General features: G+C 54.7%; 16 protein-coding genes and 1 tRNA gene. 11 read left to right on the top strand and 6 right to left on the bottom strand.

Going from position 1 to position 16,245, the window contains the following annotated elements:
• Nucleotides 1-71 precede the first annotated feature (71 nt).
• Nucleotides 72-1,067 carry a LacI family DNA-binding transcriptional regulator gene (locus tag EBB79_RS11610; RefSeq protein ID WP_127749047.1) on the top strand — a complete coding sequence of 332 codons (996 nt, stop codon included), beginning with the start codon at nt 72-74 and terminating at the stop codon, nt 1,065-1,067.
• 369 nt (nt 1,068-1,436) lie between these two features.
• On the opposite strand, the gene EBB79_RS11605 is transcribed toward EBB79_RS11610, so the two are convergent.
• Nucleotides 1,437-1,509, bottom strand: a tRNA-Ile gene (locus tag EBB79_RS11605).
• Nucleotides 1,510-2,126: 617 nt separating this feature from the next.
• On the opposite strand from EBB79_RS11605, the gene purM reads away from it, so the two are divergent.
• The 3 genes from purM (at nt 2,127) to rnd (ending at nt 5,020) form a co-directional block, all read left to right on the top strand.
• Complete coding sequence (gene purM, locus EBB79_RS11600; RefSeq protein ID WP_127749046.1) at nt 2,127-3,173, top strand: phosphoribosylformylglycinamidine cyclo-ligase; 1,047 nt, start codon at nt 2,127-2,129, stop codon at nt 3,171-3,173.
• 47 nt (nt 3,174-3,220) lie between these two features.
• Nucleotides 3,221-3,769, top strand: a complete 549-nt coding sequence (purN, locus tag EBB79_RS11595) for a phosphoribosylglycinamide formyltransferase (protein WP_238705082.1) — start codon at nt 3,221-3,223, stop codon at nt 3,767-3,769.
• A 93-nt stretch (nt 3,770-3,862) separates the two neighbouring features.
• On the top strand, nt 3,863-5,020 hold the full coding sequence (gene rnd, locus EBB79_RS11590) for a ribonuclease D (protein WP_127749044.1): 1,158 nt from the start codon (nt 3,863-3,865) through the stop codon (nt 5,018-5,020).
• Between the two features lie 54 nt (nt 5,021-5,074).
• Here rnd and EBB79_RS11585 read toward each other — a convergent pair whose 3' ends face one another.
• The gene (locus EBB79_RS11585; RefSeq protein ID WP_127749043.1) at nt 5,075-5,596 is read right to left on the bottom strand and encodes a hypothetical protein; all 522 of its coding nucleotides are present in this window, start codon (nt 5,594-5,596) and stop codon (nt 5,075-5,077) included.
• Nucleotides 5,597-5,727: 131 nt separating this feature from the next.
• Here EBB79_RS11585 and EBB79_RS11580 point away from each other — a divergent pair, with 131 nt between their 5' ends.
• Nucleotides 5,728-6,144, top strand: coding sequence for a SufE family protein (locus EBB79_RS11580; protein WP_127749042.1), 417 nt, complete (start codon nt 5,728-5,730; stop codon nt 6,142-6,144).
• A gap of 58 nt (nt 6,145-6,202) precedes the next feature.
• On the opposite strand, the gene EBB79_RS11575 is transcribed toward EBB79_RS11580, so the two are convergent.
• Both EBB79_RS11575 and EBB79_RS11570 read right to left on the bottom strand, forming a co-directional pair.
• Nucleotides 6,203-6,925, bottom strand: a complete 723-nt coding sequence (locus tag EBB79_RS11575; protein ID WP_127749041.1) for a DUF1638 domain-containing protein — start codon at nt 6,923-6,925, stop codon at nt 6,203-6,205.
• Between the two features lies 1 nt (nt 6,926).
• The gene (locus EBB79_RS11570; protein ID WP_127749040.1) at nt 6,927-7,625 is read right to left on the bottom strand and encodes a corrinoid protein; all 699 of its coding nucleotides are present in this window, start codon (nt 7,623-7,625) and stop codon (nt 6,927-6,929) included.
• Between the two features lie 224 nt (nt 7,626-7,849).
• Between EBB79_RS11570 and EBB79_RS11565 the strand changes: the two genes are divergently transcribed.
• A complete protein-coding gene (locus EBB79_RS11565) occupies nt 7,850-8,929 on the top strand; it encodes a PA0069 family radical SAM protein (RefSeq protein ID WP_127749039.1) in 1,080 nt (359 codons plus the stop codon).
• A gap of 126 nt (nt 8,930-9,055) precedes the next feature.
• Here EBB79_RS11565 and bmt read toward each other — a convergent pair whose 3' ends face one another.
• On the bottom strand, nt 9,056-10,069 hold the full coding sequence (bmt, locus tag EBB79_RS11560) for a betaine--homocysteine S-methyltransferase (protein WP_127749038.1): 1,014 nt from the start codon (nt 10,067-10,069) through the stop codon (nt 9,056-9,058).
• Nucleotides 10,070-10,474: 405 nt separating this feature from the next.
• Nucleotides 10,475-10,792, bottom strand: coding sequence for a DUF1476 domain-containing protein (locus EBB79_RS11555; protein WP_127749037.1), 318 nt, complete (start codon nt 10,790-10,792; stop codon nt 10,475-10,477).
• Nucleotides 10,793-10,957: 165 nt separating this feature from the next.
• On the opposite strand from EBB79_RS11555, the gene purC reads away from it, so the two are divergent.
• From purC to EBB79_RS11530, 5 genes are all read left to right on the top strand, one after another.
• Complete coding sequence (gene purC, locus EBB79_RS11550) at nt 10,958-11,719, top strand: phosphoribosylaminoimidazolesuccinocarboxamide synthase (RefSeq protein WP_127750966.1); 762 nt, start codon at nt 10,958-10,960, stop codon at nt 11,717-11,719.
• Between the two features lie 92 nt (nt 11,720-11,811).
• Entirely contained in the window at nt 11,812-12,042 is a 231-nt protein-coding gene (purS, locus tag EBB79_RS11545) for a phosphoribosylformylglycinamidine synthase subunit PurS (RefSeq protein WP_127749036.1), read from the top strand.
• A complete protein-coding gene (gene purQ, locus EBB79_RS11540) occupies nt 12,042-12,710 on the top strand; it encodes a phosphoribosylformylglycinamidine synthase subunit PurQ (RefSeq protein ID WP_127749035.1) in 669 nt (222 codons plus the stop codon). Before purS ends, purQ begins: the two co-directional genes overlap by 1 nt.
• A gap of 36 nt (nt 12,711-12,746) precedes the next feature.
• A complete protein-coding gene (locus tag EBB79_RS11535; protein ID WP_127749034.1) occupies nt 12,747-14,519 on the top strand; it encodes a sensor histidine kinase in 1,773 nt (590 codons plus the stop codon).
• 28 nt (nt 14,520-14,547) lie between these two features.
• Complete coding sequence (locus EBB79_RS11530; protein ID WP_127749033.1) at nt 14,548-15,882, top strand: sigma-54-dependent transcriptional regulator; 1,335 nt, start codon at nt 14,548-14,550, stop codon at nt 15,880-15,882.
• Nucleotides 15,883-16,245 lie beyond the last annotated feature (363 nt).

The following is a 16,245-nucleotide window of genomic DNA, read 5'->3' as shown; positions in this document are numbered from 1 at the left end:
TACTCCAAGTACACGTTGACTTGTCGGTGGTTCTGGGGTTTTTCAGAGACGACTGATAAGGCAGGGACCCTATGAAAACGGTAAGGGATGTCGCAACCAAAGCGGGGGTTTCCGTCGGCACTGTTTCAAAAGTGCTTTCAAATAACCCAACGGTAAAGCCCGCCTTGCGTGACCGCGTTTTGACCGCGGTTGCTGACTTGGGGTACAAGCCAAACATGGCAGCCCGTGCTTTGCGGACCAATAGGTTGAATATATTGGGGCTGGTAGTACCGGACATTTCCAACCCCTTTTTCGCCCAATTGGCAAAGAACATCGAGGCCGAGGCAGCCCAACAGGCCCATATGGTCATGTTAGCTAATTCAGACGATGATCCAGATGTCGAGGCCCGCCAGATAGAAGGTTTACTGGCCCAAATGCCAAAGGGGTTGATCGTCGTCGGATCGGTTGATCAGTCAAAGGTCTCCATTCAAACGGAAGTCCCCATCGTTAGCGTTGACCGCAGATATGGGGACTACAAGCTTATATCTGCAGATCATGAGGCCGGATCTGCATTGGTTGCCGAGCACCTTTTCCAACTGGGGCATCGTCGGATCGCTTATATCTCCGGTCCTCAATCGACCGAGGTGGGGCGGCTCAGGAGGAAGGGGTTTTGTGACCGGTTACAGCAGCTGGCTCTGGCCGACGCGACCATGAAATTTCAGATTGTTGAGGGTCATTTTGACTACGCCTCTGGCGAAGACATCGGCCGTAGATTATTAAGTGAGAGGGCAGAACTGCGCCCAACGGCGATTGCGGCGGCAAGCGATCAGCAGGCGATTGGGGCACTTCGCGTCGCACGCGACCTTGGGATTGACGTGCCAACTGATTTGTCGATCGTTGGCTTTGACGATATTACCCTAGCTAACCTTGTCGTTCCAAGACTTACCAGCGTGTCACAAAATACCGTCGAGATCGCGCGTATGGCAGTGCGGACCTTATTATCCGAAAAGCCGATGCCCACTGAAGATCAGTTTGTGGAGACCATTTTATGTGCGCGTGGATCGTCGGGCGCTGTTGCGATAAAATGAGAACGGATTTCTCAAAGTTGGACAGTGCCTGATTTCGGTGCCCTTTGAGGGCACTTGCGAACCCTGACCGTAAACGTTCCGTCTCTTGACAGAAGCGACCCGCTAAATCTGCTGATTGGCAGCACGGGCATCAAGATCGACGGCAAAAGTGAGTGAAATATACGCAAGCCCGTGTCTTGCACATGACTTGTATGTGTAGCTTGGCAGCGGGCGCACTGTTTGTCTCCTCGTGCGCGACTCTTCAGCAGATTTGTGTTGCAAAGACCACTAGACCAGCACTGTCAGTTTAGAATTTGCCAAGTTGGACTTAGACCGCAATGCGATGAACTGTCTGGAGCCGATATTCAACCTTAGTTCTGGGTGCTTTCCTAGGGGATGAGGGACTCGAACCCCCAGCCAAAGCGTTATGAGCGCTCTGCTCTAACCATTGAGCTAATCCCCCAGGAACAAGCGGTGACCGCAGTGTGACTGCAGCAACGCCAAGGGTGGCCGATCTTTTGGCCAATAGTCTTACTGGCAGGCATAATGGTAAGCCGTACCAGTAAGGTAGTACTGATCTTACTAGCCGCAAAGCGCAAGGCCCATTGACCAGTTCGAACAATCAATCAGTAAGTATTACCCTACTAACAAGGACTTGAGCCAATAGTCAAAGCGATATGGACACTCTGTACTAACCGTTTTGCTACGGGCCCGCCGGTTCTGGTGGTTATGCAATGGTGGCCAACAGGTCAAGTAATGATTGTCCGTAAAAGCGAATGAACTTTGACGGCTTCAGCTAGTATCGGTGCATAATGGGACAGGTCGGTCTAGAGCCTGACCTGCAGGTGGTGGCGGGTGGTGTGTCGAAGAGGAGAGACGGCGTTGCCTGTGTCGCATCTTCCACTATGATCAGCTCGAATGGTTTCGACTGCGGCTGTCCGGTATCTCCTCGGTTTTGCGCGCAGCGGAGTAATGAATTCCTATCGAAGGGCCTTGTTTTTGGGGCGCGACGGATTCGCTTATTTCATTCTGTCGGATGTTGCGCTAAAGGCTGCGCAACTCATACCAAGGAGCCCGGCGATGACCACTGGCAAAAACGGCCTGACCTATGCGGATGCAGGCGTGGATATTGATGCAGGCAACGCGCTGGTAGACCGGATCAAACCGGCCGCCAAACGCACCAACCGCTCGGGCGTGATGAGCGGGTTGGGCGGTTTTGGCGCGCTATTCGACCTTAAGGACGCGGGCTATAACGATCCTATCCTGGTGGGCGCGACCGATGGGGTCGGAACCAAGCTGCGTATTGCCATCGACACCGGTGTTGTTGACGGTGTTGGCATTGATCTTGTCGCCATGTGCGTCAACGATCTGGTGTGTCAGGGGGCTGAACCACTGTTCTTCCTCGACTACTTTGCTACGGGCAAACTGGAAACCGAAACTGCCGCGCGGATTATCGAAGGCATCGCCGAGGGCTGTGTCCGCTCAAATTGCGCGTTGATCGGTGGCGAAACGGCGGAAATGCCCGGCATGTACCCCAAGGGCGACTTTGACCTGGCCGGGTTCTCGGTTGGTGCAATGGAACGCGGTGCCACGCTGCCCGCTGACGTTGTTGAAGGTGACGTTCTACTGGGGCTGGCCTCGGATGGGGTGCATTCCAACGGATACTCGCTGGTGCGTCGTCTGGTTGAGATTTCAGGCTTGGGCTGGGATGACGACTGTCCCTTTGCCGAAGGTAAACTGGGCGAGGCTCTGCTGACGCCAACGCGTTTGTACGTGACATCCTGTCTGGCCGCCGTGCGGGCAGGGGGTGTTCATGCGCTGGCTCATATCACCGGCGGCGGTCTGACCGAAAATCTGCCCCGCGTTCTGCCCGATGACCTTGGGGCTGACATTGATTTAGACGCCTGGCAGCTGCCCGGAGTGTTTCAATGGATGGCACAGACCGGCAATATTGCCGAAACAGAAATGCTCAAAACCTTCAACTGCGGCATTGGCATGATCCTCAGTGTCTCGGCTGATCACGCGGACGCGTTGACCGAGCTGTTGACGGCCGAGGGCGAGACAGTGTCGCGTCTGGGAACGGTCACTGCAGGTGCCGGTATGCGCTATACAGGCAAGTTGCTGTGAGCGCACACAAACAGGTCGCCATCCTGATTTCGGGTGGCGGCTCTAACATGATGACACTGGTGGACAGCATGACCGGTGATCATCCGGCGCGCCCCTGTCTGGTGTTGTCCAATAACGCCGATGCTGGCGGTCTAAAAAAAGCCGCTGCAGCAGGCGTTGCCACAGCCGTGGTCGATCACCGTCCGTTCAAGGGGGATCGACAGGCGTTTGAGGCAGAACTGGTGAAGCCAATTTTGGACGCAGGCGCCGATATTGTCTGTCTGGCCGGGTTTATGCGGGTTTTGACCGTTGATTTTGTAACGCAATTTCAGGGTCGGATGCTGAACATTCATCCCTCGTTGCTGCCCAAATACACTGGTTTGCATACCCACGCCCGCGCTCTTGCAGCCGGGGACAGCACGCATGGATGCTCGGTACACGAGGTGACAGCAGTGCTGGATGATGGCCCGCTATTGGGGCAGGCGCGGGTACCCGTCTTGCCGGATGATACGCCGGAAACGCTGGCCGAACGGGTTTTAACACAAGAGCATATACTATACCCGGACGTTTTACGCCGCTATGCCGCAGGTGATCGAACACCTGTTCTGTTAGGGTAAGTCAGCGCAACCTGAGGGGCGGTTTGCAAAGCGCCCCGCAAGCGCGTATCAGGGGTTAAATATGCAAGACAAAATCAGGAAAAGACGCAGCTTATGAAAACTCTGACCACCACTGAAGAGCTAAAAGAGTTTTGCCAGGACGCTGCAAAACATCCCTTTGTGACAGTGGATACAGAGTTCTTACGCGAGCGAACCTACTATTCAAAGCTGTGCCTGGTTCAATTGGCCTTCCCCGGCGAGGGAGATGAGAATGCTGTTTTGGTGGATCCTCTGTCAAAGGATCTGTCGCTTGAACCCCTCTATGATTTGTTTCGCGATGAATCCGTAGTCAAGGTCTTCCATGCCGCGCGCCAGGATCTGGAGATTTTCTGGGTTGATGCCAAAGTCTTTCCCACTCCGCTTTTCGATACGCAAGTGGCTGCAATGGTTTGTGGCTTTGGGGATCAGGCTGGCTATGAGACCTTGGTCCGCAAAATTGTCAAAGAAGGTGTTGATAAAAGCTCTCGGTTTACAGATTGGGCGCGCCGTCCGCTTACGGACGCACAGAAAAACTATGCATTGGCTGATGTGACCCACCTACGCGTCGTTTATGAATATCTGGCCGCCGAATTGGAAAAAAGTGGCCGGGGCCATTGGGTTACCGAAGAGCTGCAGGTGCTGACCAATCCAGGCACCTATGACATTCAACCCCAAGACGCCTGGCGCCGCATCAAAACGCGAACCAGTTCGTCCAAGTTTTTGGCAGTGGTGCGTGAGCTGGCTGCATTTCGTGAAAATTACGCTCAGACGAATAATGTGCCACGCAACCGTGTGTTCAAGGACGACGCGCTGGTCGAGCTGGCTTCGACCAAGCCTAAAACCGGCGCCGATCTTGGCGCGTCGCGGCTGTTGCTGCGTGAAGCCCGTCGGGGTGCCATCGCCGAGGGCATCCTTGAAGCTGTCGCCAAGGGGGTGAGTTGCCCAGCAGACAAGATGCCGAAACCAGATCGCAGCAAGGAAAAATTACAGGTCAATCCGGCTTTGGCTGACCTGTTGCGCGTGCTGTTGAAGTCTAAGACGGAAAACGCCGGAGTGGCCGCTAAGCTGATAGCACCGAGCGCAGATCTGGACGCCATTGCAGCTGGGCAACGCGATGTTGCAGCCCTGTCTGGATGGCGGATGGAGGTATTTGGGGCCGATGCGTTGAGGCTCTGTGATGGCAAGATCGGCCTGGCAGCCAAGGGCCAGTCTGTCAGAGTTGTCGAACTCTAAGGTCCTCTGAATACAGATAGGTCGAGGACTCTGGGTCCTCGACTATAATTTCCCTTAGCGTCGTGTTTCGCGTGCGTTGCTTTCGCTGGACACCCGGATCAATTTAATTCCGGCCAGGTCCTGGTGTGTCAGACTAACGGCCACTCGAAGGATACGGGTGTTCTCAGATCCGATCGGTGTTGCGGTTTCCGGATAGACAGCCCGGAAGGAATACTCGAGCGAGGTCTCATCGCTGTCTTCGTTCAGACGCAGCCAGACATCGTGGGCGCCTTGGCGCGCGGCAAGCCCGGTTGCATAGATTATCGCGCCGGATGGTGTTCGTTCAATTTTCAGGTCGGTCACACTGGCCACAGCAACGCTGAAGTCTTCCTCAGAGTCGCTAGAACGACTGAAGAGCCCGCCTTCTTTTTCTGCGGGAATCAGAGCATTGACCGGGTCTACGCTGGCATCACCGGGAACTTCAACGCTTCTTGATTTATTAAACCAGTTGCCGGGGTTCGCCCTTGACCCCTGCCAACTGCTGCAACCGGAAAGAGTAATCCCGGTGATCAATAAAGCTACAATAGAGATGCGCATGGAAGCCGCCCGTTTGAATTGTCCTTACAAGGGATTACCCGATTGCAGGCGTGATGGAAAGCGGTTGAAATAAAACATAAGCCAGCATAGGTCGAAGACAGTTCATTTCTCCAACGGATCGGATCCAAATCATGGCCAGTGCCGCCTTTGAGGACATCGTCGAGGATTTCGAATTCCTGGAAGACTGGGAAGATCGATACCGCTATGTCATCGACTATGGCAAAGCCATGGAGGCCATGGACGAGGCCCTGAAGGTGCCTTCAACCAAAGTCCACGGCTGTGCCAGTCAAGTATGGTTGCACCCAAAAATTGAGCACGGTGTGTTTGCCTTCGATGGTGATAGCGATGCGATAATTGTACGCGGGCTGATTGCGGTTTTGCGGGCTTTGTATAGTGGATTGCCAGTCGGGGACGTCGGCAAGGTTGATGCCAAGAGCGAGCTTGGTCGTCTTGGGTTAACAGATCACCTGTCCGCACAACGGTCAAATGGTGTCCGATCTATGATTGAACGAATTCACCATGTCGCCGCGGAAGCAAGTAATGACTAAGGGACTTTAACAGGGGCCAGCCCCTCTTGGCCGATGGCCAATTCACCCCGGGATATTTTTAGCCAGATGAAAAGGCGGACCAGTCGCGCAGGGTCGTTTCCAGGTCGCCGTAACCTGTGTGACGGTGCTCAAACGTCAGACCGAGTCGGGTGGCACAATGAGCAGCTTTCTGTACGAGCGCCGGATCGTTGACTTGGGATTGATACACCAGCGTGGTGTAGTTGCCAAAAATCATCTCGCGGAGCTCGGGGTTTTTGTCGAGGCCCATGGGACGCCAGATGAAAGCATCGAATTGTTTCACCAGGAAGTCGGTGAGATAGAAGGCGGTGATCTCTCCGGCAGCGGATTTTTCTTCAAACACTTGATTGCCTTCGAAGAAGGAATAGCAATGCGGCCCCGCAACCATTTCAACACCCAGCTCGGTGCAGGTACGAGCGAGGGCGCCGCCGGTGCCGCAATCGGCATAGACCACGTAAATCTGATCATAGCTGGTTTGGTGCTTTTTCACTGCGGCGGTGACAGCAGTTGGGATTTGGTCCGGATAGAGGTGTAGTTTGGCGGGCAAGCAGGTCAGGTCAATGTGGGTGAGCTGGTTGTTGGCTTTGATGTCCAGGATCTCGCGGGCGAGGGCGCCACATGCAATCAAAAGAATGCGGCCTGGCTTGAATTCTGGTGCAGCCAGGCCCTGTTCGGTCAGTGTGTTGTCATCCAGCGGATCGCTGGAGGGTGGGCGAATAGCGACACGGCCTTGCAGGCGTGCCGCTCTTCCCCGACGGGCCAAGTCAGGCGCTCAATCGGTTGTGTTTGCGGGTTATAAAATCTTTGGCCATTTCCACGGCCACAGCCGCGTCACGGCAATAGCCGTCAGCGCCAATCGCCTTGCCGAATTCTTCGTTGAGCGGGGCGCCGCCAACCAAAACAATATAGTCGTCACGCTTGCCTTGTTCGACTAGCGTGTCGATGACAACTTTCATGTAAGGCATGGTTGTGGTCAACAAAGCGGACATGCCAAGAATATCGGCTTTTTCCCGCTCCACGGCTTCGATGTAGTTTTCCACGGGGTTGTTGATCCCTAGGTCCACCACTTCAAAGCCGGCGCCTTCCATCATCATGGACACAAGGTTCTTGCCGATGTCGTGAATGTCGCCTTTGACTGTTCCAATCACCATTTTACCGACCTGTGGCGCGCCCGTCGCAGCAAGCAGCGGCTTCAGGATGGCCATGCCACCTTTCATCGCGTTTGCAGACAGTAGAACCTCTGGGACAAACAAGATGCCGTCGCGGAAATCGGCGCCAACAATCGTCATACCACTGACCAGCGCTTCGGTGAGCACTTTGTAGGGCTCCCAGTCGCGGGCGAGAAGGATTGCGACTCCTTCTTCAATTTCTTCGCGCAGACCATCATAAAGATCGTCAAACATCTGCTGGACAAGTTCTTCGTCGTCCAGTTCCGCGAGGATGATGTCTTCTTCTTCTGACATGGGAGTCTTCCTTGACTTAAGTCGGGGCTAGCCCGGTGTGGCCGTGTTCCTGTCCCCTTTTTGCCAAAAGGTCGCGGGCGAACTGCAATATTTGCGACATTGCGCTGGCGTGAACCGACGTATATGCGCAAAAACACCAAAATAATAATGAAGATTACACATGGAGATCTTCGGTTTGGGTACTTTGTTCTTTATTTGTTCCTGCCAGTGAGGCAGGATTGGGTATGCAAACTCAAGATCAAACCAGAATTAGAATCCACACTTCCCGGGCCGCGCTCAGCAATGAAGCCGGGCGTTTTGATGTGTCGTGTGAAACGGTTGACGACGGCTGGCAATCAGAGCCGGAACCTTCCCATATTGCGACCGAGATACGCCAAGAGATGGCCCGGTCTATCATCAGCTACAATCGATCTCCGGATTTGCCATTCGATCGCTCGCTGAACCCCTATCGGGGTTGCGAACATGGGTGCATTTATTGCTTTGCGCGCCCAACCCATGCCTATCTTGGGCTATCAGCGGGGCTGGATTTTGAAACAAAACTTGTCGCCCGGCCAAATGCGGCAGAGTTGCTGCGCCGTGAGCTGCGGGCCGGAAAATATCGGGTGGCGACACTGGCAATTGGAACCAATACAGATCCCTACCAGCCGATCGAGAGGGATCAGAAGGTCGTGCGTGCCTGTCTAAAAGTGCTGAGCGAATTCAATCATCCCGTGGCAGTCGTAACCAAAGGCGCGCTGATTGAGCGGGACATTGATATTCTGGCACCGATGGCGGCCAAGGGACTGGTACGGGTTGGTGTTTCGGTGACGACACTTGCGTCTGACTTGTCTCGCCGGATGGAACCCCGGGCGCCGACACCCATCCGGCGGTTGGCAACTATCCGACGCCTTAGCGACGCGGGAATTCCGGTTCGGATCATGGTGGCCCCGGTGGTGCCAGGTCTTACGGACAACGAGATAGAAGCGCTGCTGGCTGCAGGCGCTGAGGCCGGGGCGGATGCGGCCAGTTGGATCATGCTTCGTTTACCCCGAGAGGTGTCAGAGCTGTGGCAACAGTGGCTTGCAGAACACGAACCGGGGCGTGCAGCCAAGGTGATGGCGCGACTGCGTGAGATGCATGGCGGGCGAGATTACGATCCGCGCTGGGGGCAACGTATGCGCGGTGAAGGCGAATATGCCCGCATGATTGGGCATCGGTTCAAGACTGCGATCAAGAGGCTGGGATTAAAAGAAAAAACGACAACCCTACGGTGCGACTTGTTTGCCTGCCCGGCCCAGCCCGGGGATCAATTGTCATTTTTTTAGAATTGCTCAGTGCAACGTTAGCCGGGTCGTCATCGCAAGTTGCCAGTGGTGAGCCGGGTCGAAGAAGCCCGACGAGACAACTGTCACCGCAGCCTTAAGTAGCTGCGATGACATTTGTCTGTAGCTTTAGGTTTTGCGACGTCCGCGGCGTTCACGTACGGGGGCGACGTAATCACCAGTACCATCACTGTCAGAGGAAAACGGGCCAAGGGTTTCGACAATCTGCTCTAGTGCCGGTTTGTCTCCGCGTGGTCGCGTATCCAGCGCCTCACGCATAGCACGCAGGTGGTCGGGCAGGGTGCCACAGCAACCGCCAATGATTTTGGCACCGCTGTCACGCGCCATAACCGCATATTCGGCCATCAACGCAGGGGTTCCATCATAGTGGATATGACCATCTACATACTTTGGGATACCGGCGTTGCCCTTGGAGATGACTGCACGTTCGGTCCCTTGAGCGGCAAAGCCTAGAACTGTGCGCAGAATATCAGAGGCCCCGGTTCCACAGTTGGCGCCAAAGGCCAGTGGTTTGTTTGCAATCTCTTCGACCAGTTCAGCCAGTGCCGAAGAGGTGACGCCCATCATCGTGCGCCCAGCCGTGTCAAAGCTCATGGTGCCGCACCAGGGCATGTCGGCCAGAGCAAAAGCCTCGGCAGCGGCGCGGAATTCTTCAGGGGCCGAGATGGTTTCCAGCCATAAGACGTCGACACCGCCGGCTTTTAGTCCTTCGGCCTGTTCGTGAAACATTTCAACCGCCAGCGCGTGGCTGAGGTCACCAACCGGCTGCATGATTTCACCAGTTGGGCCGACGGAGCCGGCAACTGCAATCTTACGACCTGATTTGTCAGCGACTTCGCGTCCCAACTCGGCGCCGGCCTTGTTGAATTCGAAAACCCGGTCCTGGGCATTATGCAGCTTTAGACGTGCAGAGGTACCACCAAAGGTGTTGGTCAGAAACAGGTCACTGCCCGCATCGACCGAGCCTTGGTACAAGGCTTTGATCTTGTTTGGTTCGTCAACGTTCCAGAATTCAGGAGAATCGCCTGATTGCAGGCCCATATTGAAAAGGTTGGTGCCAGTGGCGCCATCGGCCAGCAACACATCTTTGCTGTTGAGCAACTCAATAAAGGTATTGGTCATATCTGATATCCTGTGCAAGCTGGGGCTAGGCCCCGGACCGATTGAGCGGTGCAATCATCTTGAACGTCCTGTGTCACGCAGAGCGCTACAAGGCAATTCCATTTTGTTCATCTTCATTATGAGGTATCGAACTTTGCGGTACTGGGAAAGTGACGATCACAACCGCCACGCCGTCCTTATACCTGTCAAACCTAAGGCATTGGTGGACGATGACCAAGGTGCGAACATCAAAAGAAAAGGGCGACATGTCGGTCTTGACGGATGCTATTCAAAAGAGCGCACTATTTTAGGCAATCTGGTTAGGTTTTTGGTGAATAATACCAGCTGTATAAAGGCGGGCTGACGCTTCAGAACAGGGCTGTTCCTTTGACTGGCAGCCAATGGCACAATAATTGACAGGCCGTGTTATCCGGTTTCTAACAAGATTTGCGCCTGCGCATCGGGCAGCAATGTCGCACGCCTTTGGCGGATTTCGTCCGAGGTTGCGCGGCCCTGAAGGTCAGCCGTTACCTTGCGCACGACATCCTCGGGGTCGGACCCCTCGATACTTGCGGTGACAAGAGTATGAGCATAGGTTTCGGCCTGCTCTCCGGATTTTCCCATTTTTGCCGCAGCCCACAGACCGAGCATTTTATTGCATCGAGCCTCAGCTTTAAACTGCATCTCTTCGTCATGGGCAAATTTCGCTTCAAACGCCTGTTCTCGGTTGTCAAATGTAGTCATACCACCTCGCCTTAATTAAGAGTGAAATCCTATAGTTCTGATTTAGCCCCTCATTGCATCGCTACAAGGGGGCGAGGGTTGCTTGCGACACTGGCGGGCTTGCTCTATGAGGGCGACATCAACGGGATTCACTCATCTACCCCAGGCTTATTCGAAAGGCTGTCCATGGCGCGTCGCAAAAAAATCTACGAAGGCAAGGCCAAAACTTTGTATGAAGGCCCGGAGCCGGGAACCCTTGTGCAGTATTTCAAGGATGACGCCACCGCCTTTAACGCCGAAAAGAAGGACGTTATCGAAGGTAAGGGGGTTTTGAACAACTTGCTGAGCGAGTATTTCATGACTGGGTTGGGTCAAATTGGCGTCCCAACACACTTTCTGAAGCGCTTGAATATGCGTGAGCAGCTGATCCGCTCTTGCGAGATCGTTCCGCTGGAAGTGATTGTTCGTAATTTCGCCGCGGGCTCCATGTCCAAACGTTTGGGTATCGACGAAGGCACTCAATTGCCGCGCCCAATCGTTGAATTCTGCTACAAAGATGATGCTTTGGGCGACCCTTTGGTCAGCGAAGAGCACATCGCGGCTTTTGGCTGGGCCAGTCAGCAGGATATGGATGATATTCTAAGCATGACATTGCGCGTGAATGATTTCATGTCCGGGGTGATGCTGGCAGTTGGTATTCGCCTTATCGACTTCAAGATTGAATTTGGTCGTGTTTTTGAAGGTGACTTTCAGCGCTTGGTTGTTGCGGATGAGATCAGCCCTGACAGCTGTCGTTTGTGGGATATTGAGACCGGTCGTAAGCTGGACAAGGATGTGTTCCGCCGCGATTTGGGGAGCCTGACGGACGCCTATTCTGAGGTTGCGCGGCGTTTGGGTGTGATGCCGAACACGCCACCCAAAGGCGGAAAACCAACACTGGTCAACTGAAGATCGGCACCCTGATCTGGGGGTCGGTTATGATAGTTTTTAGCAAAGAAGAAGCCCGAGGGGCTTTGCCACCGTAATCGAGGAATAGCGCGATGAAGGCACGTGTGCATGTGATGCTGAAGAATGGGGTTTTGGATCCACAGGGTGAGGCCGTGCGCCATGCCTTGGGGGCGATGGGCTTTGACAAGGTAAACGGCGTTCGCCAAGGCAAGGTGATCGATCTGACCTTGGCCGAAGGCTCTAGCGAAGCAGATGTGACAGACATGTGCGAGAAGCTGCTTGCCAATACAGTTATTGAATCCTACAGCATCGAGATTCTGTGATGAAGGCGGCCGTAGTTGTTTTTCCTGGGTCAAACTGCGATCGCGATCTGGCGGTAGCCTTTGAACGTGCTGGTTTTGATGTCACGATGGTCTGGCACAAGGACAGTGCGCTGCCCTCGGGCGTAGATATTGTTGGTGTGCCGGGTGGTTTTTCCTATGGCGATTACCTGCGCTGTGGTGCCATTGCGGCGCAGTCTCCGATTTGTAAGGCCGTTGTCGATCATGCAAATCGCGGTGGCTATGCGGTAGGGATCTGTAACGGCTTTCAGGTGTTGACGGAAACCGGTGTTCTGCCCGGTGCCTTGCTGCGCAATGCCGGATTGAAATACATCTGCCGCTCAGTTGATTTGACGGTCACAACCTCCAACAGCGTCTTCACTGAAGGCTACAGTGCGGGTGACGTCATCAGTGTCCCAATTGCGCACCATGACGGCAACTATTTTGCGGATGCCGAAACGATTGCGAAATTGCAGGGCGAGGATCGCATTGCCTTTAGCTATTGTGATAATCCTAATGGCTCGCTTGGTGATATCGCCGGTATCTTGTCCGAGAACCGCCGGGTTTTAGGTATGATGCCACACCCCGAGAGGGCAGCGGATGAAGCTCATGGTGGCACCGATGGGGTGGCAGTGTTCCGCGCATTGACAGGTATAGTTGCCACTGCGTGACTTGTGATGCTGGGGCAGTCAGCGTAGATTTACACTATGGCTGCCCCGCATAATCTTCCGCAAAAATCTAAAGTCACCAAACCCTCCCGAACATTTTCGTGGAAAGTGCGGTTGGCGTTGGTATTGTTGCTGGCAGTGGTTGCGGTCACAGTCTGGCAAACCAACCGATTGTTGTCGAACCGTTTCACCCAAACCACGCGCAACCGGGCTGAACTGCGGCTGGCGCTGTATTCTGGCAACTTGTTGAGTGAGTTGCGTCAAAACGCCATTGTGCCGCAACTCTTGGCGCGCGATCAGACGTTGATTTCAGCCCTTCAATCCAATGATTTTTCATTGTCGACACAGCGGTTGATTTCGTTTGTTGATGAAATCGGCGCCGCGTCGATTATGCTTTTGGCGCAGGATGGGCGCACAGTGGCGGCCACGGATCGGCTTCGTCTGGGGGAGCTTCACCGCAGCGCGCCATATTTCGTAGATGCGGTGCGTTCCAATACCACCGTGTTTTCAGTGATCGAGCGTGAGGCGGGGGGCTACCGCTTTACCTATGCGCGGCGTTTGGAGGCTTCCTCGGAAGTGTTGGGCGTGATTGTTGTAGAGGTCGATCTGCAGAAGTTTGAGCGCGCCTGGGCCGGGATTTCTGACGCGGTTATGGTGAGTGACAGCACGGGCACTATCGTTTTGGCAACGGAATCGCGTTGGCGCGGCTTGAGCGAAGCAGAAGCGGTGACACAGCAAACGCCACAGGGGGCGATCCAGAGAGCAATCCGCGCGACGACAGATTGGACTGTGTTGCCCGCAGATGCTTATCTTCGCGGCGAAGCCGTCATGCGGATTACCAATCGTATTCAATTTCGCGGTTGGCGGATGACCTCATTTACCACCTATGTGTCCATCCGGGAGCGGGTGAATGCGGTTTTGGCGCTGGAGATCATGGGGTTTGCCATATTCTTGGCGCTGGGATTCTATGCGCTTAGCCGGAGGACTGCGCTTCGTATGGCCTTGTTTCAGCGCGAGTCGGCGGAGCTTCGCGTATTGAATGCCCGTTTGCAGCGGGAAGTCGCCGAACGCGAGAGGGTGCAAAAGACTCTTGCCGTGGCCGAGCAAAGCCTGGCGCAAAGTTCCAAACTGGCAGCTTTGGGAGAGATGTCTGCAGCCGTTAGCCATGAGTTAAATCAACCCCTGGCGGCCATGAAAACTTATTTGGCGGGCGCGCGCTTATTGCTCGGCCGCAACCGACCAGAAGAGGCGCTGGTGTCTTTTGGCCGGATCGATGATTTGATTGAACGCATGGGGGCGATAACGCGACAATTGAAATCTTATGCCCGCAAGGGAGGAGATACGTTTAGCCCAGTAAATATGGGAGATGCACTGGCCTCAAGCTTGTCGATGATGGAGCCACAGTTGCGTCAACGACACGTCAGGATCGCCCGTGTTTTGCCGGACAGCCCAGTCTTTGTCATGGGCGATCGGATGCGCATCGAGCAAGTGATGGTGAACCTCTTGCGTAACGCCCTGGATGCCACCAAATCAGTGGTAGACCCCGAGATCGAAATTATTCTGGCCGCGGGGGAAACCGCAATTCTGGCCGTGCGCGATAATGGTGCTGGGATCGAAGACTTTGGAGAGCTGTTTGAGCCCTTTTATACAACCAAGCAGCCGGGTGACGGGGTTGGGCTTGGGCTTGCTATCTCCTCAGGGATCGTGAACGACCTAGGGGGACGACTTACGGCCCGCAACGGTGAAAACGGCGGCGCGGTGTTTGAAATGCAATTGCCGATCTTGGTGGACGGGATCGAAGCCGCTGAATAAGCGCGGTGTGTTTGAGGAAGGATACGATATGGCACAGGCCATGAAAATCGCGATTGTAGATGACGAGCAGGATATGCGTCAGTCCATCAGCCAATGGTTGGCCTTGTCGGGCTACGACACTGAAACATTTGCCAGCGCCGAAGATGCACTAAAGGTGCTGAGTGCAGATTACCCCGGAATTGTGATTTCCGATATCAAAATGCCCGGCATGGACGGGATGCAATTCCTGAAGAAATTGATGGGCAGCGACAGCGCGTTACCGGTGATCATGATCACCGGACACGGAGATGTGCCTATGGCCGTCGAGGCGATGCGAGTCGGAGCATTTGATTTCCTTGAGAAACCATTCAACCCGGACCGAATGTCCGAACTGGCCAAACGCGCCACCGGCGCCCGGCGTCTGGTGCTCGACAACCGTGTGTTGCGGCGGGAATTGTCGGACGGCACCCAGATCATGAAAAAACTGATTGGCGCCAGCCCTGTGATGGATCGTTTGAAAGAGGACATTCTGGACCTTGGCCAAGCCGACGGCCACGTGATGATCGACGGCGAAACGGGGACTGGCAAAACGCTGGTGGCCCATGCTTTGCACGCTGTCGGCAGCCGGGCGGGTAAGAAATTTGTACTGGTCAGCTGTGCCGCGCTGGAAGAAGAGGCCCTGTCCAAGCGGCTGTTTGGTCCGATGATGCCCGAAGACTCGCTGTTGCCAGCCATCGAGGAAGCGCGCGGCGGCACTTTGGTGCTGGAAGACATTGATGCGCTGACGGAACCGTTGCAGGGCAAGCTGCTAAGCGTGATCAACGAGCAGGGCACCCCCGGGGAAACCCGCATTGTTGCGATTTCGAACCTGCAAGAGGCGGGCAAAACCTGCGAGGACGCTTTGCGGTCGGACTTATTCTACCGTTTGGCAGCTTTGCGGATCACTGTGCCACCATTGCGCCAGCGTGGTGAAGACATTCTGACACTGTTCATGCGCCTGTCCGAGCAATTCTCTGAGGAATACGGCTGTGAGGCTCCCAAAGTCTCGGCGCAAGAGGCGGCCCAGTTGTTGCAGGCCCCATGGCCCGGCAATGTGCGCCAGTTGATCAACATCGCGGAACGGGCCGTGCTGCAAGCGCGGCGTGGCTCTGGCACCATTGCGTCGCTTCTGATGTCCGATCACGAGGAAATGCAACCGGTGATGACAACCGAGGGCAAACCGTTGAAGGAATATGTTGAAGCCTTTGAGCGGATGCTGATCGACAATACCATGCGTCGCCACAAGGGATCGATCGCATCGGTGATGGAGGAACTGTGCCTTCCACGCCGGACCTTGAATGAAAAAATGGCCAAATATGGTTTGCAACGGTCAGACTATCTTTGAGCCCAAGCGGTTCACAGGATTGATGATCTGCTCTTCTGCGGCAAATGGTCTTTAAAATGGATGTGCAAGCGAAGAAATTCGCTTGTTCTTAACCTTTAGGCTGAATTGATCGCCTTATGAGGTGATTTCCAGCGGTGCGTTAAAGATGCCCATTGTCATTACCTATCCACAGGCAGTATGCTGCTAGGAAGTGACTACCACCAATATGGTGCGTGTCACTTCAAATGAGATTCGCTGTTTTCCGTCTTTGTCCGGCATGATCCGAGAAGGCGAGAGCAGACCGATTGGCCCCAGGATCTGGGGTAGTTTAGCGCCTGCATTGGAGCGTTTCCAGTGCAGGAAAAAAATGGGCAGGGCTCGGGA

Source organism: Parasedimentitalea marina, from assembly GCF_004006175.1.
Classification (GTDB): Bacteria; Pseudomonadota; Alphaproteobacteria; order Rhodobacterales; family Rhodobacteraceae; genus Parasedimentitalea; species Parasedimentitalea marina.
The sequence above is the reverse complement of the archived record's forward strand: the minus strand, read 5'-3'. Positions and strand labels throughout refer to the sequence as shown.